The organism is Streptomyces sp. NPDC006140, from assembly GCF_040628815.1.
GTDB lineage: Bacteria > Actinomycetota > Actinomycetes > Streptomycetales > Streptomycetaceae > Streptomyces.
Genome location: NZ_JBEXTS010000003.1, coordinates 435198 through 454349, shown reverse-complemented (window position 1 = coordinate 454349; position 19152 = coordinate 435198). Strand labels below are relative to the sequence as shown.

19 protein-coding genes and 1 tRNA gene are annotated in these 19152 nt (G+C 72.0%); 7 read left to right on the top strand and 13 right to left on the bottom strand.

All coding sequences use genetic code 11. The features are described 5' to 3' along the window. Nucleotides 1–147: 147 nt before the first annotated feature. Nucleotides 148–1314, bottom strand: a complete 1167-nt coding sequence (locus ABZ386_RS11490) for a histidine kinase (protein ID WP_358964643.1) — start codon at nt 1312–1314, stop codon at nt 148–150. Nucleotides 1315–1713: 399 nt separating this feature from the next. On the opposite strand from ABZ386_RS11490, the gene ABZ386_RS11485 reads away from it, so the two are divergent. From ABZ386_RS11485 to ABZ386_RS11470, 4 genes are all read left to right on the top strand, one after another. After that, nucleotides 1714–2445, top strand: coding sequence for a response regulator transcription factor (locus ABZ386_RS11485; RefSeq protein ID WP_356501780.1), 732 nt, complete (start codon nt 1714–1716; stop codon nt 2443–2445). A 110-nt stretch (nt 2446–2555) separates the two neighbouring features. Then, nucleotides 2556–3377 carry a hypothetical protein gene (locus ABZ386_RS11480; RefSeq protein WP_358964642.1) on the top strand — a complete coding sequence of 274 codons (822 nt, stop codon included), beginning with the start codon at nt 2556–2558 and terminating at the stop codon, nt 3375–3377. 142 nt (nt 3378–3519) lie between these two features. Then, a complete protein-coding gene (locus tag ABZ386_RS11475; RefSeq protein WP_358964641.1) occupies nt 3520–4332 on the top strand; it encodes an SAM-dependent methyltransferase in 813 nt (270 codons plus the stop codon). A gap of 73 nt (nt 4333–4405) precedes the next feature. Then, nucleotides 4406–4942 (top strand): NUDIX hydrolase family protein, encoded by a 537-nt coding sequence (locus ABZ386_RS11470; protein ID WP_114256596.1) that lies wholly within the window; start codon nt 4406–4408, stop codon nt 4940–4942. 101 nt (nt 4943–5043) lie between these two features. Here the strand turns inward: ABZ386_RS11470 and ABZ386_RS11465 are convergent, their stop codons facing one another. After that, nucleotides 5044–7416 carry a glycosyl hydrolase 53 family protein gene (locus tag ABZ386_RS11465; RefSeq protein WP_358964640.1) on the bottom strand — a complete coding sequence of 791 codons (2373 nt, stop codon included), beginning with the start codon at nt 7414–7416 and terminating at the stop codon, nt 5044–5046. Between the two features lie 382 nt (nt 7417–7798). Between ABZ386_RS11465 and ABZ386_RS11460 the strand changes: the two genes are divergently transcribed. Beyond that, a complete protein-coding gene (locus tag ABZ386_RS11460; protein ID WP_358964639.1) occupies nt 7799–10117 on the top strand; it encodes an RICIN domain-containing protein in 2319 nt (772 codons plus the stop codon). A 148-nt stretch (nt 10118–10265) separates the two neighbouring features. On the opposite strand, the gene ABZ386_RS11455 is transcribed toward ABZ386_RS11460, so the two are convergent. Then, nucleotides 10266–10339, bottom strand: a tRNA-Pro gene (locus ABZ386_RS11455). Between the two features lie 136 nt (nt 10340–10475). On the opposite strand from ABZ386_RS11455, the gene ABZ386_RS11450 reads away from it, so the two are divergent. Both ABZ386_RS11450 and ABZ386_RS11445 read left to right on the top strand, forming a co-directional pair. Further along, entirely contained in the window at nt 10476–11180 is a 705-nt protein-coding gene (locus tag ABZ386_RS11450) for a transketolase (RefSeq protein WP_358964638.1), read from the top strand. A 37-nt stretch (nt 11181–11217) separates the two neighbouring features. After that, complete coding sequence (locus ABZ386_RS11445; RefSeq protein ID WP_351333707.1) at nt 11218–12129, top strand: transketolase; 912 nt, start codon at nt 11218–11220, stop codon at nt 12127–12129. A 13-nt stretch (nt 12130–12142) separates the two neighbouring features. Here ABZ386_RS11445 and ABZ386_RS11440 read toward each other — a convergent pair whose 3' ends face one another. From ABZ386_RS11440 to ABZ386_RS11395, 10 genes are all read right to left on the bottom strand, one after another. Beyond that, nucleotides 12143–12499, bottom strand: coding sequence for an MmcQ/YjbR family DNA-binding protein (locus ABZ386_RS11440; RefSeq protein WP_356501774.1), 357 nt, complete (start codon nt 12497–12499; stop codon nt 12143–12145). Nucleotides 12500–12529: 30 nt separating this feature from the next. Further along, complete coding sequence (locus ABZ386_RS11435; RefSeq protein ID WP_358964637.1) at nt 12530–13057, bottom strand: GNAT family N-acetyltransferase; 528 nt, start codon at nt 13055–13057, stop codon at nt 12530–12532. Further along, on the bottom strand, nt 13054–13626 hold the full coding sequence (locus tag ABZ386_RS11430) for an XRE family transcriptional regulator (protein ID WP_351333715.1): 573 nt from the start codon (nt 13624–13626) through the stop codon (nt 13054–13056). Before ABZ386_RS11430 ends, ABZ386_RS11435 begins: the two co-directional genes overlap by 4 nt. 46 nt (nt 13627–13672) lie before the next feature. Next, nucleotides 13673–14575 (bottom strand): LysR family transcriptional regulator, encoded by a 903-nt coding sequence (locus tag ABZ386_RS11425; RefSeq protein WP_351333718.1) that lies wholly within the window; start codon nt 14573–14575, stop codon nt 13673–13675. A gap of 31 nt (nt 14576–14606) precedes the next feature. Next, complete coding sequence (locus ABZ386_RS11420; protein WP_356501770.1) at nt 14607–15800, bottom strand: glycine C-acetyltransferase; 1194 nt, start codon at nt 15798–15800, stop codon at nt 14607–14609. 52 nt (nt 15801–15852) lie between these two features. After that, nucleotides 15853–16881: an L-threonine 3-dehydrogenase gene (gene tdh / locus ABZ386_RS11415; protein ID WP_358964636.1), complete on the bottom strand. Its 1029-nt coding sequence runs from the start codon at nt 16879–16881 to the stop codon at nt 15853–15855. 184 nt (nt 16882–17065) lie between these two features. Continuing rightward, nucleotides 17066–17638, bottom strand: a complete 573-nt coding sequence (locus ABZ386_RS11410; RefSeq protein ID WP_351333725.1) for a GAF domain-containing protein — start codon at nt 17636–17638, stop codon at nt 17066–17068. 59 nt (nt 17639–17697) lie between these two features. Further along, complete coding sequence (locus ABZ386_RS11405; RefSeq protein ID WP_114256584.1) at nt 17698–18327, bottom strand: ATP/GTP-binding protein; 630 nt, start codon at nt 18325–18327, stop codon at nt 17698–17700. Further along, a complete protein-coding gene (locus tag ABZ386_RS11400; RefSeq protein WP_114256583.1) occupies nt 18305–18676 on the bottom strand; it encodes a DUF742 domain-containing protein in 372 nt (123 codons plus the stop codon). The genes ABZ386_RS11405 and ABZ386_RS11400 overlap by 23 nt, the downstream gene beginning before the upstream one ends. Nucleotides 18677–18678: 2 nt before the next feature. Next, nucleotides 18679–19110: a roadblock/LC7 domain-containing protein gene (locus ABZ386_RS11395; RefSeq protein WP_114256582.1), complete on the bottom strand. Its 432-nt coding sequence runs from the start codon at nt 19108–19110 to the stop codon at nt 18679–18681. Nucleotides 19111–19152: the final 42 nt, after the last annotated feature.

Sequence of the window (19152 nt, the reverse complement as noted above, 5' to 3'; positions counted from 1 at the left end):
CACTTCAGCCCCTGCCCGCCGAAGAGGACCCGGATCCACTCCTGCCCCTGCCCGCCGAAGAGGACCCGGATCCACTCCTGCCCCTGCCCGCCGCAGAACACCTGGATCCGCCTCAGCCCTGCCCGCCAGAAAGGACCCCGATCCGCTTCAGCCCCTGCCCACCGGGAAGGTCGCGGTCACCTGCCACCCCGCACCGGCCCGCGGTCCCGCACGCAGTTCCCCGCCCAGCGCGGTGACCCGCTCCTTCAGTCCGACCAGCCCGAAGCCGCCCCCGTGGGCGGCCTCCGGAAGCTGCGTGCCGCCGCGGCCGTCGTCCGCCACCGTGACCTCCAGCCGGTCGCCGGGGCGGGCCAGGCGGACGGTGACCTCCGTGGCGTCGGCCGCGTGCCGCCGTACGTTGGTCAGCGCCTCCTGCACGACCCGGAAGGCCGCCGCCTGCACCTCGTGCGGCAGGTCGTCGGAGACGGCCGGATCCCGGTGCAGGACGCACTTCTGGCCCGGGCCGGCGAAGCCGTCGACCAGGTCGGCGATGCCGGCCAGGTCGCCGACGGGACGGCGGTCGGCGGCCTCCGGGCCCGTGTCGCGCAGCACGCCCACGGTGCGCCGCATGGACGCCAGCGCCTCGGTCGCCGCGCGCTCGATGCCCGCCAGGACGGGGTCGAGGTCCTGCGGCTGCCGGGCCGCCATCATGCGGGCCATCTGGGTCTGCACGAGGATCCCGGTGACGTGGTGGGCGACGAAGTCGTGCAGGTCGGCGGCGATGGCGACGCGTTCGGCGCGCCGCGTCTCACCGACCGCGACGGTGCGCCGGTAGTCCAGGGAGCGCAGGTACCCGGCGAACCCGGCGACGGCCCCGACCAGGATCAGGCCGATCACGACGGACAGCAGCACCCCGTCCTGCAGCGACCCCATGTAACGCACCGGCAGCAGGAGCAGGGCGACCGCGTCGAGCGCACCGCACGGCAGGGCCCAGCGCCTCGGGCAGTGGCGTACGGCGATGAACAGCAGGCTGAGCAGGATCAGCACCTCGCCCGGACCGAACGGCACCTCCGTGCGCCCGGCGAGCAGCATGCCCGTGGTGAAGAGCAGGGAGGCCGCGCCGGGTACGGCGGCGCGCAGCTGTGGGGTGAGCCGGCGCGGCCTGCGGTCGGCCGGCCACAGCACGGCGGCGAGCCCGGCGAGCAGCACCGCCACCGCCGGCGGCCAGGTGCCGTCCCCGAGGTCGCCGTGGATCATCAGGTCGTACGCCGCCGCCACCACCAGGAAGCCGACGCCGAAGCTCCGCGCGCAGCCCCGGGGAGAGATCGATCTCATGCGGTTCACGGTAGGCGAGGGCCCTGGGCGCCGGGATCGGCCGATCGGCCCGGAGTGCGGACGGCTGGTGTGGCCGTTCGGCCGAGGCGCGTGCCCGGAGCCGCGGGCGATGGTGGGGACGCGGGCGAGGGGTGGGACCGCGGGCGGGGGCCGGTCCGCACTCGGACCGCGCGCGGGGGCCGGACCGCAGCCGGACCGCGCGCGGGGGCCGGACCGCAGCCGGGTGCCCGACCCGCGGGCGAGGCTGGGCCCGCGGGTCGGCACCCGCCTGATCCGCGGGAGTTCCCGACGCGGCGCACAGGCGGAGGATCGGGGATCGCCCCCCCGATGCGTGTCGTGCGGGCCGGCAGCCACCCCCTCACCTGGATGTCCGAGCGCTGACCGAGGCATGATCGACCCATGACGACCCCAGACCCGGCCGGCGCCGGCGGCCGCTCCGGCGCTCCCATCCGGGTGCTCATCGCGGACGACCAGGACATGGTCCGCACCGGATTCCGGTTCTTCCTCGACGCCCAGCCGGACATCACCGTCGTCGCCGAGGCCCGCGACGGCGAGGAGGCCGTGGCGCTGGCCCGCCGCGAGCGCCCGGACGTGTGCCTGCTGGACATCCGGATGCCGAAGCTGGACGGTCTGGAGGCGACCCGGCTGCTGGCCGGGCCCCAGGTCGCCGACCCCCTGCGGGTGGTCGTGGTGACCACCTTCGACCTCGACGAGTACGTGTACGGCGCGCTGCGCGGCGGTGCCTGCGGCTTCCTGCTCAAGGACTCCGGGCCGACCCTCCTCGCGGAGGCCGTGCGCGCCGCCGCCGCGGGCGACTCGCTGGTCTCGCCGTCCGTCACGGTCCGCCTGCTCAAGCACGTCACGGCGGCGGCGCCCGCCGACAGCGCGCCGCGGCCGGCGCCCCCGGCCCCCTCGGCACCGCTCCGGGAGCCGCTGACCGAGCGCGAGCTGGACGTGGTCCGCCTGGTCGCCCTCGGCCGCACCAACGCCGAGATCGCGGCCGAACTGTACGTCTCGCTCTCCACGGTCAAGACGCACCTGTCCAGCGTCCAGGTCAAGCTGGCCGCCCGGAACCGCGTCGAGATCGCCGCCTGGGCCTGGCAGAACGGGCACGCCCGGGCCGGAGCGTGAGGCGTCCGCGCCCCGGCGGACGCTCACCCGAACAGTCCGGTGCCGGTGGTGGGCCGTCGATGCCGGTGGTGCGCTGAGGACACGCGTCACGTTCTCAGGAGGCACTCCCGATGACCCGTCGTCCGCCCCGGCCCACCCGCGTTCTCTCCTGCGCCCTCGCGGCAGGCACGCTGCTGGCCGGCGCCGCCTGCTCGGACGGCGGCGGCGCGGACGGCGCACGCGTCCCGGTCGCCACCGCGTCGCAGGTCGCCGGGGAGCGGCAGACCCCCTCCCCCACCGCCACCCTCACCGAGAGCGGCGCACGGACCGCGCTGATCACCGAGGCGGACATCGAGGACGACTGGACCCAGGTGAAGGAGACGGAGGCCCAGAACTGGCACGACAGCCTGCTCATCGGCCGGGTCGACGTCTCCGACTTCCTCACCGCCAAGGCCCAGGCAGCCGACTGCCAGCGGCTCCTGGACTCCCTCTTCGACGACGATCTGCTGGGCAGGCCCTCGGGCGTGTCCGCGCTGCGCGGCTTCACGCAGGGCGACTCGCGCCTGCTGTACCAGGTCGCCTCCTACGACCGGACCGACCCGCAGGAGTCCCTGCAGTGGCTGGCGGGCCTGCCGCAGGAGTGCGACCAGTTCACCGTGACCGACGGCCGTGAGCAGCGCACCGTCCAGGTCGTCGACACCTCGCCGCCCGCCGTGGGCGACGCCCGTGAGGGCCTGCGCGTGACGGTGCGGGGCCCCATCGGGGGCACGGAGGCCACCCTCACCCTGGACGTCGCCGCCGTGCGTGTCGGCAACGACGCGATCACCGTCACGGCGGGCGGGCTCGACGGCGACGAGCAGGACTCCGTCGAACAGGCGGCGCGGCTCGGCACCCAGCGCCTGGCGGACGTCCTGGCCGGCCGGACGCCGGCCGCGAGCCCCGGCTCCGGCTGAACCGGGGACGGCCACACGGCTTTCCCCGCCGCACACCGACGGCCCCACCGGCTCTGCCGATTCCCGGGACAGCGTGATCAACGGGACGGCACAATGGCGGCGATGGCCGGTTTCGGTCGCTCGTGCGTGGAGAGGAACAGACGTGACGGACAGCCACACCCCGCCGAGCGGCTCGGCGAGGCTGAACACCGGTGTGGCGCACAACGCGCGCGTGTGGAACTACTGGATCGGCGGCAAGGACAACTACGAGGTCGACCAGCAGGTCGGCCGGCACGTCGCCGACATGTTCCCGATCATCCGGGACATCGCCCGGGCGGACCGGGAGTTCCTCGGCCGGGCCGTGTCGCACCTGGCCGGCGAGCGGGGGGTACGGCAGTTCCTGGACATCGGCACGGGCCTGCCGACGGCGGACAACACCCACGAGATCGCCCAGCGCATCGCGCCCGACTCGCGGATCGTCTACGTCGACAACGACCCGATCGTGCTGGCGCACGCCCGCACCCTGCTGACCGGCACCAGCGACGGCGCCACCGCCTACATCGACGCCGACGTCCACGACCCGGACGCCATCATCGAGCGGGCGGGGCACACCCTCGACCTCACCCGGCCCGTCGCCGTGATGATGCTGGGCATCCTCAACTTCGTCCTGGACACGGAGAAGGCCCGGGACATCGTGCGCCGGGTGATGGCCGCGGTCCCCTCCGGCAGCTTCCTGGTCCTCACCCACCCGACCTTCGACGACGAGCTCGGCGGCGCGGGCCAGATCCCGGCCATGAAGTTCTGGAACGAGAACGCCACTCCCCCGATCACGGCCCGCAGCGGCACGGACATCGCCGCGTTCCTCGAGGGCCTCGACCTGCTCGACCCGGGCATGGTGTCGTGCGGGCAGTGGCGCGCCGAGCCCGATGCGGCCGTGCTGGTTCCGCAGTACGGCGCGGTGGCCGTGAAGCCCTGATGCGTGTGGCCGGTCACAGTTCTCCTGGAGCGGCTACCCAGGATGTCCACACGGCTGAAAGTATGATCAAGCGATGTCTGACATGACCGAAACCACGCCCGGCTGGCTGTCCTCCGACGATTTGGAGATGGCGCGCGCCCGCATGCCGATCCTCTACGTCGAGGCCGTCCCGGTGCGCGTCGACGACAGCGGCGAAGTCACCAGCGTCGGCCTGCTGCTGCGCATCGGGCCCGACGGTACGGTCAGCCGGACGCTGGTCTCCGGCCGGGTGCTGCACCACGAGCGGGTCCGCGACGCCCTGCTGCGCCATCTGGAGAAGGACCTCGGCCCGGTCGCCCTGCCCCGCGTCCCGGCCTCGCTCCAGCCGTTCACGGTCGCGGAGTACTTCCCGACGCAGGGCATCACGCCGTACCACGACCCCCGCCAGCACGCGGTGTCCCTGGCCTACATCGTGCCGGTGACGGGCGACTGCCGTCCTCGGCAGGACGCGCTGGACCTGGTGTGGTTCAGCCCGCAGGAGGCTCTCTCGGAGGCGGTGCAGAGCGAGATGCCGGGCGGGCACGGGGTCCTGCTGAAGCAGGCGCTGGCACACGCGGGCTGCGCGATCTGACCGCTCGCGGCGGTGACGGGAGGGCCCGGGGCGAGTGTCCGTGAGCGTACTGCCGGGCCTTCCGGCCCGGCAGCGCCTGGAAACAGCCCGACGTCGGAGCGCTACAGGTCGCGGCACTGCTCCGACTTGGGACCACTCACCGTGTTGGCCGATCCGTTGTTCACCGGCGGCTGGGCGTTTCCCTCGCACATCAGCGGGCCGTTGATGGTGTTCCCGGCGATCACGTTCCACCAGTGAGTCCGCGTCACCGTCACCGGGCCGGTGATCGTGTTCGGCGCACATCCCAGCACCGGGTTGCCGATCGTCACCGACGAGGTCCCGGACGACGTCACCGGGCCGGAGATCCGGCTGTCGCAGATCACCACCCCCGCCCCGCCGTCGGCCCGCACGGGTCCCGCGACCACCGCACCGTCCGCCTGGAGCGAGGCACCGGCACGCACCGACACCGGGCCCGACACCGTCGCTCCGTCCAGGCAGGTCACGCCCTTCGTCACCGTCAACGGCCCGGCATACCGGCCGGTGATCACCCGGTCACAGTCGAGCCCGGCATACGTGTCGACCACGTCGACCATCGCCGTCACCCGCCCGTACTCGGTCGAGCCGCGCACCGTGAGCCGGCCGGCCGTGTCGGTGGCGCCGTCCGGTACCGGGTCCCATTCCACCGGGACCGGCTCGGCCGAACCGTCGGCCATCGTCAGCACCCGCACCGCATCCGGCAGCACCACCTCGCCGCCGACCGGTGCGGACGCGTACACGGTGTCCTCCACCACGTGGGACGCGCGACTCCTGGTGAAGATGTCGATCGACGCGTTCGGCTCCCAGGTGCGTGGCATGCCCGGTACGGCGGTGAACAAGGACTGCCATCTCGCCGGCTCCCACACCAGCACGCCCAGGCCCTGGTTGTCCGGGATGTCGTTGGCGATCCGGAACACGTGCTGGAGGGCGTCCGCCTGCCCCTGAACGGTCCGCGGGTACGTCGAGTTGGGCATGGGGGCCCCGCCGCCACCCGACGCCGGGTACGAGGTCTCGGCGATCTCGATCTTGTACCCCGGGTGCGCCGCCGCCACCGCGTTGATGTTGGACTCGTAGTGGTCCGGCGACCCGTGCCACTCCGGGTAGTACGAGTGGGCGAGGACGTCCACGTCGGCGCCTTTGGCTTTCACCCGGGTCAGGTACTGATCCCAGAACTCGAGCGTCTTGGCGCCCCGGTCCTTGCCGATGATGATGTGCGTCTCGACGTCGATGTCCTCGCCGTGGTCGGCCGACACGTCGCGGACCGCGCGGATCCCCGCCGCGGACAGCGTCGTGAACCGGTCCCACGCCTCGTCGTAGAGCCGCCGCTCCTCCGGGTCGTCCGAGCCCCAGTACTTCCAGAGCAGGCCGCCGCCGGGCTGCGACCGGTAGATCTCCGGCTGGTTCCGGAAGTACGCCGGATCGGTGGTGCCGATCAGCGCGGCCTCGCTGCCGTACAGGAAGCCGTTGACGATCTCGTTGCCGATCGCCACCTTGTCCGGCGTCGTGCCCTGCTCGATCAACTGCTCGACGTAGTCGTAGGTGTAGGCGTACACCGCCTCGGTCAGGTCGTCGAACTCCAGCTGGGCCCACGCCCGCGGCTTCGGCTGCTTGGCCGGGTCGGCCCACGAGTCCGCGTAGTGAAGGTCGATCCCCAGGCCCATGTCCCGTTCGGCCTTGATCCACTCGGCCACCTCGAGTGACCGTTTCGGGCCTTGGTAGGGAACGGTCAGTACGGAGCCCGAGGACTCGCTGCGCGGCTCGTTGAAGACCCGCAGCCGGACGTACTCGACGCCGCGGTCCTGGAGCACGTCGAGCAGATGGGGACCGGCACCCGGATCCTCCTCGGTCGGACTCACCCAGTACTCGCGCCCTTCGGCGACATCGTTGTCCACCCAGGAGGCATCGGCGCCGAGGATCAGGTCGTCGCGCAGGTAGTTGTAGACGCTGAGTTCGCTGATTCCCAGGGTCGCGCCGGGCGAGGCTCCCGTGAGCGTCACCCGTACGAACCTCGTCCCCGGCCGGGTGAAGAGGTCCACGGATCCGCGAGCGGGCCGGTGGCCGGCCGAGTGGTCGGCGACGACGTTCCAGCTGTCGCCGTCCGCGGACGCCTCCACCACGTACTGGTAGACGGCCCCGGCGCTCGGGAAGACGACCTCGACCTTCCTGACGTTGTCGTAGGCGCCGCCCAGATCGAGCGTCAGCCACTGGTTCGCGGACGTGCCGTCCGCTCGCCACGCGGTCCGGTCGTCCTGGTCGATCGCCAGGTCAGCGGTGGACGCCCCGCTGCCGACCTCGACGCTCACCCAGGATTTCGCGCTGATGTCGCTCTCGATCGGCGAGATCTCGGCCTCGCCGAACTGTGCGGAGGCCGGGGAAACCGGCCCGAATGCCGCCGCGCCGCACGCCAGGATCACGGCGGTCGCGATGCTGAGTGCCGTGCGGACCGGGTGTCTTCGCATCCTTGCCAACTCCTCATCTCTGGACCCCAGAACAGGAACAAGGCAGCGCAAGACGCGTTCATGACAAGAACGCGCCCGACAGAGGACCGTCAGGTTATCCGGTCGGGACGGAGAGGTCGTTGGACTTCTTCCGATTCTGTTGACATTTGAGGGACGGTACTAAGGCACCCGGCGATGAGCAAGGCCGAACAGGCCACGATCAAACAGACTGTCACATTCAGTCGACGCACAGGTCTTGCCGCTCACGGAGCCCCCTTCTAGCCTCATGGGAGCGCTCCCAACCGCCAGGGCAAGACCCCTCCCTCGCGCACCACGTAGGTGAATCGTTTCATTCGCGCCGGGGATCCCAACGAGCCCTCGCCCCCCACGTGAAGGAGAGCACATGTCCGTCCACAGCCCACGAAGAACCCGCGGGCCGGTCACGTTCTTACTGGCGGCGCTGCTGGCCGCCGTCTCGCTGGTCGCCCTGCCCGCGCCCAGCGCGAATGCGGCCGTGATCGACACGTCCGCCTACTACCAACTGGTCTCACGCCACAGCGGCAAGGCCGTCGAGATCTCGGAAGGCTCCACCGCGGACGGCGCCACGGTCGTCCAGCGGACCCCTGGAACCGGCGCCAACCAGCAGTTCCAGTTCGTCGATTCGGGCAACGGGTACTACCGGATCAAGGCCCGGCACAGCGGCAAGGTGCTCGACGTCGAAGGGCGGTCCACGGCCAACGGCGCGAACGTGCTGCAGTGGACGGACGACAACGCCGCCCATCAGCAGTTCAGCGTGGTCGACATCGACAGCCAGTACGTGCAGCTGATCAACCGCAACAGCGGCAAGGCCCTGGACGTCTGGGAGCGGTCGATGGACGACGGCGCCCGGATCTCCCAGTACGACGACGTCGACGGCACCAACCAGCAGTGGCGGCTGGTCAAGGCCGGCGGCGGCACCGACCCGGATCCCGGCCCGCCGGCCGGTGAGGCCCTGCAGATGGAGGACCTGAACCGGGGCCTGGTCTCGGTGCGTTCGGGCTCGAACAACCTGGTGTCCTGGCGGCTGTTGGGCACCGAGAGCTACGACACGGCGTTCAACGTGTACCGCAACGGCACGAAGGTGAACGGCTCGCCGGTCACCGACTCCACCAACTACCTGGACACCGGCGCCCCTTCGGACGCCTCGTACACCGTGCGCGCGGTGGTCGGCGGCACGGAGCAGCCGGCTTCGGAGCCCTCGGTGCGTTTCACCGGCGGCAACTACCTCGACGTACCGCTGTCTTCGCCCGGTTCGGGTTACACACCGGTGGAGGCGAGCCCGGGTGACGTGGACGGCGACGGACAGTACGAGCTGATCGTGAAGTGGGACCCGGACAACGCGAAGGACAACTCGCAGTCCGGCGTGACCGGCAACGTCTACATCGACGCCTACCGGCTGGGCGGCCAGCGGCTGTGGCGCATCGATCTCGGCCGCAACATCCGGGCCGGGGCGCACTACACCCAGTTCCAGGTGTACGACTACGACGGCGACGGCAAGGCCGAGGTGGCCATGAAGACGGCGGACGCCACGCGCGACGGCCGGGGCACCGTCATCGGCAACGCGAGCGCCGACCACCGCAACTCCAGCGGCTACGTCCTGACCGGGCCCGAGTACCTGACCATGTTCAACGGCCTGACCGGCGCCGCGATGTCCACCGTCGCCTACGACCCGCCGCGCGGCAACCTCTCCTCCTGGGGCGACAACTACGGCAACCGCGCGGACCGCTTCCTGGCCGGCACCGCGTACCTCGACGGTCAGCGCCCGTCCCTGATCATGGCCCGCGGCTACTACACCCGCGCCGTCATCGCCGCCTGGGACTTCCGCAACGGGCAGCTCGTCAAGCGCTGGACGTTCGACTCCAACGCCTCGGGCAACGGCGCCGCGTACGGCCAGGGCAACCACCAGTTGTCCGTCGCCGACGTCGACGCCGACGGCCGCCAGGAGATCGTCTACGGCTCGGCGACCATCGACGACAACGGCCGTCTGATGTACGCCACGGGCTTCGGCCACGGCGACGCCCTGCACGTCGGTGACTTCGTGCCGGGCCGCGCCGGCCTGGAGGTCTTCTCCATCCACGAGGCGAGCAACCAGCCCGGCTCCGACCTGCACGACGCCCGTACCGGACAGGTCATCCACCGCACCCCCACCAGTGGCTCCGAGGGCCCGGGCCGCGGCGTGGCCGGTGACATCCACGCCGGCAACGCGGGCGCCGAGTTCTGGGGCTCCGGGCCGAACATGACCAACCTGCGCAACGCCTCCGGCGGCAACGTCGGCCGCAACCCGTCCTCGGCGAACTTCCTCGCCTGGTGGGACGCCGACCCGGTGCGCGAACTGCTGAACGGCACCCAGATCGACAAGTACGGCACCGGCGGCGACACCCGGCTGCTCACGGGCAGCGGCGTGGCCTCCAGCAACGGCACCAAGTCCACCCCGGTGCTCTCGGGCGACCTCTTCGGCGACTGGCGCGAGGAGGTCATCTGGCGCCACTCGGGCAACAACGCCCTGCGCATCTACGCCACGACCACCCCCACGACCACCAAACTGCACACCCTGGTCCACGACGCCCAGTACCGCACCGCCCTGGCCTGGCAGAACACCGCCTACAACCAGCCGCCCCACCCCAGCTACTTCCTCGGCGCCGGCATGACCCGCCCGCCGCAGCCCAAGGTCTACGTGCGCTGACGGCACCCCGCCGGCTCACGGGAAAGGAACAACAACTTCCAGGCCGGCCGGGACAGCCCCCGGCCGGCCGCCCGGAAAATGATCGAGGGGCCGTTTCAGATGTTCTCTGAAACGGCCCCTGATCTGCGACTACGGAGCGGACTCCCAGTCGGGACGACAGGATTTGAACCTGCGACCCCTTGACCCCCAGTCAAGTGCGCTACCAAGCTGCGCCACGTCCCGTTGCCCGTCTGACCTGGGGGTTTCCCCTGGCCGAACGCGCACGGAAACAATACCGCACTCGCACCGGTGATCGCGCATCCGTTTCCCGCGACCGCCGCTTGACCTCAACATTGGTTGAGGTTGCAAGCTCGTCGTCATGACCGACACGACGCACACATACACGTACCGGTACGCCGACCTGCCGGGGCTGATGGCCCTGATGACCGGCGACGAGAAGCACGGACCGGCCGCCACGTCCACGCTGGACGTGCTGTGGGTGCTCTACGACCGGGTGCTGCGGGTGAGCCCCGAGGGCATGGCCGACCCGGAGCGGGACCGGTTCCTGCTGTCGAAGGGGCACGGGCCGATGGCGTACTACACCGTACTGGCCGCCAAGGGCTTCGTGCCGGTGGAGTGGCTGCCGGCCTTCGGCTCGTACGACTCGCCGCTCGGCCACCACCCCGACCGCACACTCGTGCCGGGGGCCGAGATCGGCAGCGGTTCACTGGGGCACGGGCTGCCGATCGCCGTCGGTACGGCGCTGGGACTGCGCGCCCAGGGCCTCGACGGGCCGCGGGTGTGGACGCTCGTCGGGGACGCCGAGCTGGACGAGGGCAGCAACCACGAGGCGATCGCCTTCGCCGGGCCCGCCGGACTCGACCGGCTGCACACCGTCGTCATCGACAACTCCTCGGCGACGTATGCCCGCCCCGGCGGGATCGCGGCCCGTTTCGAGGCCGCGGGCTGGTCCGCGCTGACCGTCGACGGCCGTGACCACGAGGCGCTGTACGCCGCCTTCACCGCGCCGCACCCGGGCCGCCCGCACGTGGTGGTGGCCCGCGTCGAGCCGAAGTCCGCCTGACCCGCCCCCCGACTTGACGGAAAGGAATCCGTACCCCATGGACACCATGCGTGACCGTTTCGCCCCTGTCGTCTCCCGGCTGCTCGACGAGGATCCCCGGGTCGCCGTGGTCCTCGCCGAGATCGGCGTGGACGGCTTCGCCGAGGCCGCCCGCCGGCATCCCGACCGGGTCGTCAACGTCGGCATCCGCGAGCAGCTCCTGGTCGGGGCGGCGGCGGGACTGGCGCTGACCGGGCTGAGGCCCGTCGTGCACACCTTCGCCAGCTTCCTCGTGGAGCGGCCCTTCGAGCAGGTCAAGCTGGATCTCGGGCACCAGGACGCGGGCGCGGTGCTGGTGAGCGCCGCCGCCTCCTTCGACTGGCCCGCCGGGGGCTACACCCACATGGCGCCGGGCGACGTGGCGCTCCTCGACACCCTGGACGGCTGGACCGTCCACGTCCCGGGCCACCCGGACGAGGCCGAGACGCTGCTGCGGCACGCGATCGCCGCGGGCGACGACAAGGTGTACGTACGGCTGTCCGTGCAGTCCAACGGGCGGGCGCTGCCGGTGGACGGGGAGCGCTTCCGCACCGTCCGCGAGGGGCGCTCCGGTGTGGTGGTCGCCGTGGGGCCGACGCTCGACGCGGTGCTCGACGCCACCGAGGGCCTGGACGTCACCGTGCTGTACGCGACGACCGTCCGCCCCTTCGACGGGGCCGCCCTGCGCCGCGCCACCGGGACGGCCGGCACGGACGTCGTCCTGGTCGAGCCCTATCTGGCGGGCACGTCGACGGCCGCCGCGAACGACGCGCTCTCCGATGTGCCGCACCGGGTTCTGGGACTGGGCGTCGGCCGTCGTGAACTGCGGCGCTACGGACAGGTGGAGGAGCATGTCGCCGCCCACGGGCTCGACGCCCGGTCGCTGCGGGCGCGGATCGCGGACTTCCTCGGGGCGACGGCCTCCGGGTGAACCCCGGGAGGCGTCACTCCGCCAGGAGGCCCAGCCGGGGATGTGCCTCCAGGAGCCGGGTCGGGGCCGCCTGGCGCCAGGAGTCGGCGAGGATGTCCCGCAGTTCGGCCTCGTCCTCCAGCGCGTCGAGCCGGGCCCGGACCCAGGCGAACTGCGCCTCGTGGTCCGCGATCCAGAACTTCCCCGGCTCGGCGAGCACCAGTTCGTCCCGCTCCACCTTGGGGCAGCGCACGGCGATGGACGTCTCGTCCTCCGGCAGCGTGGCGAACATCTTCCCCGCGACCCGGAACGTGGGCATGCTCCAGGCGATCTTCTCCGTGGTGTCCGGCAGGGACAGGGCGATCCGTCGTACGTCTTCGGCATCCGGCATGGCAGGCACGGTATCCGCTGCCACTGACAATCACCTGGTGAGAGCGGTCGCCGGCAGGTGCGCGTAGTAGATCGTCGTCGGCCGCAGCACTCCGTCGGGGCGGGCCGCGTAGTCGGGGATCGCGCCGACGGCGGTCCAGCCTGCGGAGCGGTACAGGTGCTCGGCGGGGCTGTCGGTCTCGGTGTCCAGGTGCAGCAGGGTGACGCCGGCCGTCGCCGCGGCGTCCTCCGCGGTGGCCAGGAGCCCGCGTCCGAGGCCCCTCCCCCGGGCCTCCCGGCGCACCATGAGCTTCACGACCTCGGCGCGGTGGCGGCTGTTGGCCTTGCGGGGGAAGGCCAGGCTCACGGTGCCCAGTACGCGGTCCCCGTCGCAGGCCGCCCAGACGGCGAGCCGCCCCGCGGCCACGTCGGCGGCCCGCTCCTCCCACCAGGCCAGGGCCTCCGCGCGGCCGAGCGGGGCGAGGAAGCCGACCGAGGCGCCGCCGTCGACGGTGTGGACCAGCAGGTCCGCCAACGCCCCGGCGTGACGCAGCAGTCGGGTCTCGTCCAGGCGGATCACGGCCGCACCACCGCCAGCAGGTACCGCACGCCCTCGGGAGCGGCGCACCGGAACCGGGTCGGTCCCCACACGCGCATCCGCAGGCAGTCACCGGTGCCCAGGTGGTGCGCGGTGTCCTCGGCGGTCACCTCCAGGGCCCCTTCCAGCACCCAGATGTGCTGCTCCAGGCCGGCCACGGGCGGGCGGTCGTAGGCGAGGTCGGCGCCGGCGGTGAGGCGTCCCTCGACGAGTTCGCCGCGCAGCCCCGGGTGCGGTGGCGACACGGACCGCCGTACGAAGCCGGAGGCCCGGTCCTGCCACTCGGGCTGGTCGGCGGTGCGCACCACGGGTGCCGGCTCGGCCTCGACCTCGCTGAGGAGCTGGGACATGGTCCGCCCGTAGACGGCGCACAGGCGGTTCAGGAGCGAGGCCGTGGGGCTGATCTCGGCCCGCTCGGCGCGGGAGAGGGTGGACCGGCTCACTCCGCTGCGGTCGGCCAACTCGCCGAGGGAGTAGCCGTGCTGGGCGCGCAGCTCGGCCAGGCGGGCACCCAGCCTGGCGTCGACGGGGTCGATGTCGTCGCTTCTCATATCTGGGACGTTATCCCGGATATGAGACGAACGCGTTAAGGAGTCCTCACACCGGGGCCGCCGCGCTCAGCGCGTCCAGCACGGGGCGGATGAGCGGGTGCTCCTCGGCTCCCCGGCGCACGGCGGCGAAGACCCGGCGGGTGGGGGGCGTGCCGTCGACGGGGCGGACGACCACCTGGGCGAGGTCCATGCCGCGCAGGGCCGAGCGCGGCACGAGGGCCACCCCCGCGTCGGCCGAGGCGAGGGCGACGACCGCGCGGAAGTCGTCCGAGGAGTGCTCCATGCGGGGCTGGAAGCCGGCGTTCTCGCAGGCCAGGACCACCACGTCATGGCAGGGGTTGCCGGGGTAGGGGCCGATCCAGCAGTCCTTGGCCAGTTCGGCGAGCGGCACCTCCGCCGCGTCGGCCAGGCGGTGGGTGACGGGGACGACGGCGTCGAAGGGCTCCGCGTACAGGGGTAGGTGGGTCAGCCGGGGGTCATCGGCGGGCGGGGCGCCGCGGTACTCGACGGCGACGGCGACGTCGACCTGCCGGTCCAGGACCATCGGCAAGCTGGCGTCGCCCTCGGCGTCCTGGACACGGATGCGGATGCCGGGCGCAGACTCGGCGAGGCGGGCCACCGCGGGCGCCACCACCAGGGCGATCCCGGTGGCGAAGGAGGCGACCGTGACGGTGCCGGCGGCGCCCGAGCTGTACGCCGCGAGTTCGGCCTCGGCCCGCTCCAGCTGGGCGAGGACCGCGTTGGTGTGATTGAGCAGGATCTCGCCCGCCGGGGTGAGCCGTACGCCCTTGGCGCCGCGCTCGACGAGCCGGTGGCCGGTCTCCTGTTCCAGCGCGGCGAGCTGCTGGGAGACGGCCGACGGGGTCAGGTACAGCGCGGCGGCAGCCGCCGTCACCGTGCGGTGGTCGGCCACCGCACGGAGGATGTGGAGCCGCCGCGCCTCGATCATGCGATCGATTCTCTCAGCTCAGTGAGGGTTCTCAGCCCTCCAGCTCCGCCCGTGCCGCGACGAACGCGTCCACCGCGCGGTTCACGTCGTCCGTGGAATGGGCGGCCGACAGCTGGACGCGGATCCGGGCCTGCCCCTGCGGCACGACCGGGTACGAGAAGCCGATGACGTACACGCCGCGCTCCAGCAGGAGTTCGGCCATGCGGCCGGCCTTCGCCGCGTCGCCGATCATCACCGGGGCGATGGCGTGGTCGCCGGGGAGGACGTCGAAGCCCGCCTCGGTCATGCGGCCACGGAAGAGCGCCGTGTTCTCGGCGAGCCGGACGCGCAGGTCGTCCGCCGACTCCAGCAGGTCGAGCACCTTCAGGGAGGCCGCCGCGATCACCGGGGCCAGCGTGTTGGAGAACAGGTACGGCCGGGAGCGCTGGCGCAGCAGGGCGACGATCTCGGCGCGGGCGGCGACGTAGCCGCCGGAGGCGCCGCCGAGGGCCTTGCCGAGGGTGCCGGTGATGATGTCGACACGGTCCATGACGCCGTGCAGCTCGGGCGTGCCCCGGCCGCCCGGGCCGACGAAACCGACCGCGTGGGAGTCGTCGACCATGACCATCGCGTCGTAGCGGTCGGCGAGGTCGCAGATCTCGCGCAGCGGGGCCACATAGCCGTCCATGGAGAAGACGCCGTCGGTGACGATCAGGCGGCGCCGCGCGTCGGAGGCCTCCTTGAGCCGGGCCTCCAGCTCGGCGAGGTCGCGGTTGGCGTAGCGCAGGCGGCGGGCCTTGGACAGGCGGATGCCGTCGATGATCGAGGCGTGGTTCAGCGCGTCGGAGATGACCGCATCCTCCGGGCCGAGCAGCGTCTCGAACACGCCGCCGTTGGCGTCGAAGCAGGAGGAGTAGAGGATCGTGTCCTCCTGGCCGAGGAACGCCGACAGCCGGGCCTCCAGTTCCTTGTGCACCTCCTGGGTGCCGCAGATGAAGCGCACGGAGGCCATGCCGTAGCCCCAGCGGTCCAGGGCCTGGTGGGCGGCTGCGACCACCTCGGGGTGGTCGGCGAGGCCGAGGTAGTTGTTGGCGCAGAAGTTGAGGACCTCGCCGGGGCGGCCGCCCGCGGTGACGTTCACGGTGGCGGACTGCGCGGTGCCGATCACGCGCTCGGGCTTGTGGAGGCCGGCGGCGCGGATCTCGTCGAGGGTGGCGCGCAGGTCGTCGCGCACGGAGTCGAACATCAGGAAGCTCCTAAGGTGCTTGCGGAGGGAGGGAGTCTTGCGGGGGCGGGAGTTACGCCGTCCAGTCGAGGATGACCTTGCCGCCGCGGCCGCTCGCCGCGTCGGCGAACGCCGCCTCGAAGTTGCGGAAGCCGTACCGGCCGGTGATGACGGGGGCCAGGTCGAGCCCGCCCTCCAGCAGGACCGACATCGCGTACCAGGTCTCGAACATCTCGCGGCCGTAGATGCCCTTGAGGGTGATCATCGAGGTGACGATGCGGGCCCAGTCGACGGGGAACTCCTGGGCGGGCAGGCCGAGCATCGCGATGCGGCCGCCGTGCGTCATGTTGGCGATCATGTCGCGCAGCGCCTCGGGGCGGCCGGACATCTCCAGGCCGATGTCGAAGCCCTCACGCAGTCCGAGCGTGCGCTGCCCGTCGGCGATGGTGGCGCCGGAGACGTCGAGCGCGAGGCTGACGCCGATCTTGCGCGCGAGCTCCAGCCGCTCCTCGCTGACGTCGGTGATCATGACGTGGCGGGCGCCGGCGTGCTGGGCCACGGCGGCGGCCATCAGGCCGATGGGTCCCGCGCCGGTGATGAGGACGTCCTCGCCGACGAGCGGGAAGGACAGCGCGGTGTGCACGGCGTTGCCGAACGGGTCGAAGATCGCGGCCACGTCGAGGTCGACGGGCACCCGGTGCACCCAGACGTTGGCGGCGGGCAGGGTCACGTACTCGGCGAACGCCCCGTCCCGGCCCACGCCCAGCCCTATGGTGGCCCGGCACAGGTGGCGGCGGCCCGCCAGGCAGTTGCGGCACTTGCCGCACACCAGGTGCCCCTCGCCGCTGACCCGGTCGCCGACGCCGATGTCGGTGACGTCCCGCCCGGTCTCGACGACCTCGCCGACGAACTCGTGCCCGACCACGAGCGGGGTGTCGATCGCCTGCCGGGCCCAGCCGTCCCAGGCACGGATGTGCAGGTCGGTGCCGCAGATGCCGGTGCGCAGCACCTTGATCAGTACGTCCCCGGGCCCGACGGCTGGTTCCGGGACGTCCGCGAGCCAGAGACCGGGCTCCGCCTTCTGTTTGACCAGCGCCTTCACCGTGCGGCTCCTGGGGGTGAGTCCCGGCTCCGGGCATGCCGAAGGAGCCCCTGGACCGGGAGAGGAGTGGGATCGCACAGCAATCTGCCGTACGGCGGCCGCACCGGTCCATCGAGGATTTCTTAAGCGCCGCCGCAGCTTTCCTTCACGCCCTCCGCGGGGCCCGGCGCGGGCGCCCGGGCGTTCAGTAGGGCAGCAGGCCGTCCCGGCCCTCCAGCTCCATGACGAGCTGCGCGGCGTGCTCCTTGATGGCGGTCAGGCCCGGTTTGCCCCACGGCCGCGGCTCGACGTCGGCGACACTGACGGTGCCCAGCACGAGCCCCGTGCCGTCGATGAGCGGTGCTCCCAGGTAGGAGCGGATGCCGAACTCGTCGACCACGGGGTTGCCGGCGAACCGCGGATAGTCGTGGACGTCCTCCAGGACCAGCGCTTTGCGTCGCGCCACCACATGAGGGCAGAAGCCATGGTCGCGGGGCAGCGTGCGGCCGAGCTGCGGGCTGGTGCCGTCGCTCCGCACGACCGGCGCGACGGCCGGGACGTACAGGCCCGCGTAGAACTGCCCTTGCTCGTCAGGGAAGTTGACCATGGCGTAGGGCGCCCGGGTCAGTTCGGCGAGGCGGTGCGCGAAGGTGTCGAGGGCGGGTTCGGGGCGCTCCCCCAGGCCCAGCCCGCGCAGTCGGCGGGCGCGGGCCGGGGCCTCCTTGTCCTCGGGTGTGAGAAGCAGACGACCGGCCGGGCGCGGCGGGTCGTAGCTCATGGGCGTGCTCCCGGGGTGTGGGCATGCGTCATATACGGTCTCCTGGCGGTGGTTGGAGATCACATGTGGGCGCCATACCCCGTCGCGGGGGCGGGCGCGTGGGCGATGAGGTGGCGCACCAGGGTCAGCAGGGTCTGGACCCCGGAGCTGGAGATCCGCGCGTCGCAGCACACGACGGGGACCTCCTCGGGCAGGTCGAGTGCCGCGCGCACCTCCTCGGGGTCGTAGCGGTGGGCACCGTCGAACTCGTTGACGGCGATGATGAATCCGAGGCCGCGCTGCTCGAAGAAGTCGACGGCCGCGAAGCACTCCTGGAGGCGGCGGGTGTCGGCGAGGATGACCGCCCCGAGCGCTCCCTCGCACAGCTCGTCCCACATGAACCAGAACCGCTCCTGGCCGGGCGTGCCGAAGAGGTAGAGCACGTGCTCCTGGTCGAGCGTGATGCGGCCGAAGTCCATGGCCACGGTCGTCTCGACCTTGTTCTCGATGCCGTCGAGGTTGTCGGTCGCGGCGCTGACGGTGGTGAGCAGCTCCTCCGTGCTGAGCGGTGCGATCTCGCTGACCGCGCCGACGAAGGTCGTCTTGCCCACGCCGAACCCGCCCGCCACGAGGATCTTCAGCGCGGTGGGAAACGGGTCGGCGCCGCGGCCGGGTCCGTCGGCGTAGTCAGAGCTGTCGTCGTAGTCCATCGAGCACTGCCTCCAGAAGAGCCCGGTCCGTCGGGTTGTGGTGGAACGCGGGGGGCTTGGTGGTCAGCGCCCCGCAGTCGACGAGGTCCGCCAGCAGCACCTTGGTGACGGCCACCGGCAGTTTCAGATGCGCGGCCACCTCGGCGACCGCGACGGGCACACGGCACCGCTCGAGCGCCTCCGCGTGTTCGGGGCCGAGATAGCCGAGGGGGGTCGCCCCGGTGGCCATCACCTGCGACACGAGGTCGAGCGCGACGGTGGGACGGGTACGGCCGTTGCTGACCGTGAACGGGCGCACCAGCCGCCCGGCCGCGTCGTCGAGCCAGGGCCCGTCACCGGCCGCCGTCACGCTCAAGGCCTCATCGCCGGGGATTCGACGGACTGCCGGGGAGCGGTCACCAGGTAGGGGCGGACGCTCTTGACCAGCATCGCCATCTCGTAGCCGAGCACGGCCGCGTCGGCCTCGCGGCCGGCGAGCACGGCCAGGCAGGTGCCGGAGCCGGCGGTGGTGACGAACAGCAGGGTCGAGTCGAGTTCGACCACGACCTGCCGTACGTCGCCGCCGTCGCCGAAGCGGACGCCGGCGCTGCGGCCCAGGGAGTACAGGCCCGAGGCCAGCGCGGCCATGTGGTCGGCGCTGTCCGGGTCGAGGCCGTGCACGGACTTCACGAGTCCGTCGCAGGACAGCAGCACCGCGGCGGATGTGTGCGGTACGCGCTGCACGAGGCCGCTCATCAGCCAGTCGAGATCGGATACATGGGCGGTCGGCGCATCGCTCGCCATGGTGGATCGACTCCTTGGGGTACGAAGGTCTGCGGGAGCGCT

Excerpts from the sequence above, each read along its gene's own strand:
- ABZ386_RS11405 (WP_114256584.1), bottom strand. The coding sequence starts at position 18,327 with ATGGACTACGACGACAGCTCTGACTACGCCGACGGACCCGGCCGCGGC.
- ABZ386_RS11410 (WP_351333725.1), bottom strand. The coding sequence starts at position 17,638 with ATGAGCTACGACCCGCCGCGCCCGGCCGGTCGTCTGCTTCTCACACCC.
- ABZ386_RS11465 (WP_358964640.1), bottom strand. The coding sequence starts at position 7,416 with ATGCGAAGACACCCGGTCCGCACGGCACTCAGCATCGCGACCGCCGTG.
- ABZ386_RS11460 (WP_358964639.1), top strand. The coding sequence starts at position 7,799 with ATGTCCGTCCACAGCCCACGAAGAACCCGCGGGCCGGTCACGTTCTTA.
- ABZ386_RS11490 (WP_358964643.1), bottom strand. The coding sequence starts at position 1,314 with ATGAGATCGATCTCTCCCCGGGGCTGCGCGCGGAGCTTCGGCGTCGGC.
- ABZ386_RS11395 (WP_114256582.1), bottom strand. The coding sequence starts at position 19,110 with ATGGCGAGCGATGCGCCGACCGCCCATGTATCCGATCTCGACTGGCTG.
- ABZ386_RS11430 (WP_351333715.1), bottom strand. The coding sequence starts at position 13,626 with ATGAGAAGCGACGACATCGACCCCGTCGACGCCAGGCTGGGTGCCCGC.
- ABZ386_RS11470 (WP_114256596.1), top strand. The coding sequence starts at position 4,406 with ATGTCTGACATGACCGAAACCACGCCCGGCTGGCTGTCCTCCGACGAT.
- ABZ386_RS11445 (WP_351333707.1), top strand. The coding sequence starts at position 11,218 with ATGGACACCATGCGTGACCGTTTCGCCCCTGTCGTCTCCCGGCTGCTC.
- ABZ386_RS11450 (WP_358964638.1), top strand. The coding sequence starts at position 10,476 with ATGACCGACACGACGCACACATACACGTACCGGTACGCCGACCTGCCG.
- ABZ386_RS11440 (WP_356501774.1), bottom strand. The coding sequence starts at position 12,499 with ATGCCGGATGCCGAAGACGTACGACGGATCGCCCTGTCCCTGCCGGAC.
- ABZ386_RS11485 (WP_356501780.1), top strand. The coding sequence starts at position 1,714 with ATGACGACCCCAGACCCGGCCGGCGCCGGCGGCCGCTCCGGCGCTCCC.
- ABZ386_RS11480 (WP_358964642.1), top strand. The coding sequence starts at position 2,556 with ATGACCCGTCGTCCGCCCCGGCCCACCCGCGTTCTCTCCTGCGCCCTC.
- ABZ386_RS11420 (WP_356501770.1), bottom strand. The coding sequence starts at position 15,800 with ATGTTCGACTCCGTGCGCGACGACCTGCGCGCCACCCTCGACGAGATC.
- ABZ386_RS11425 (WP_351333718.1), bottom strand. The coding sequence starts at position 14,575 with ATGATCGAGGCGCGGCGGCTCCACATCCTCCGTGCGGTGGCCGACCAC.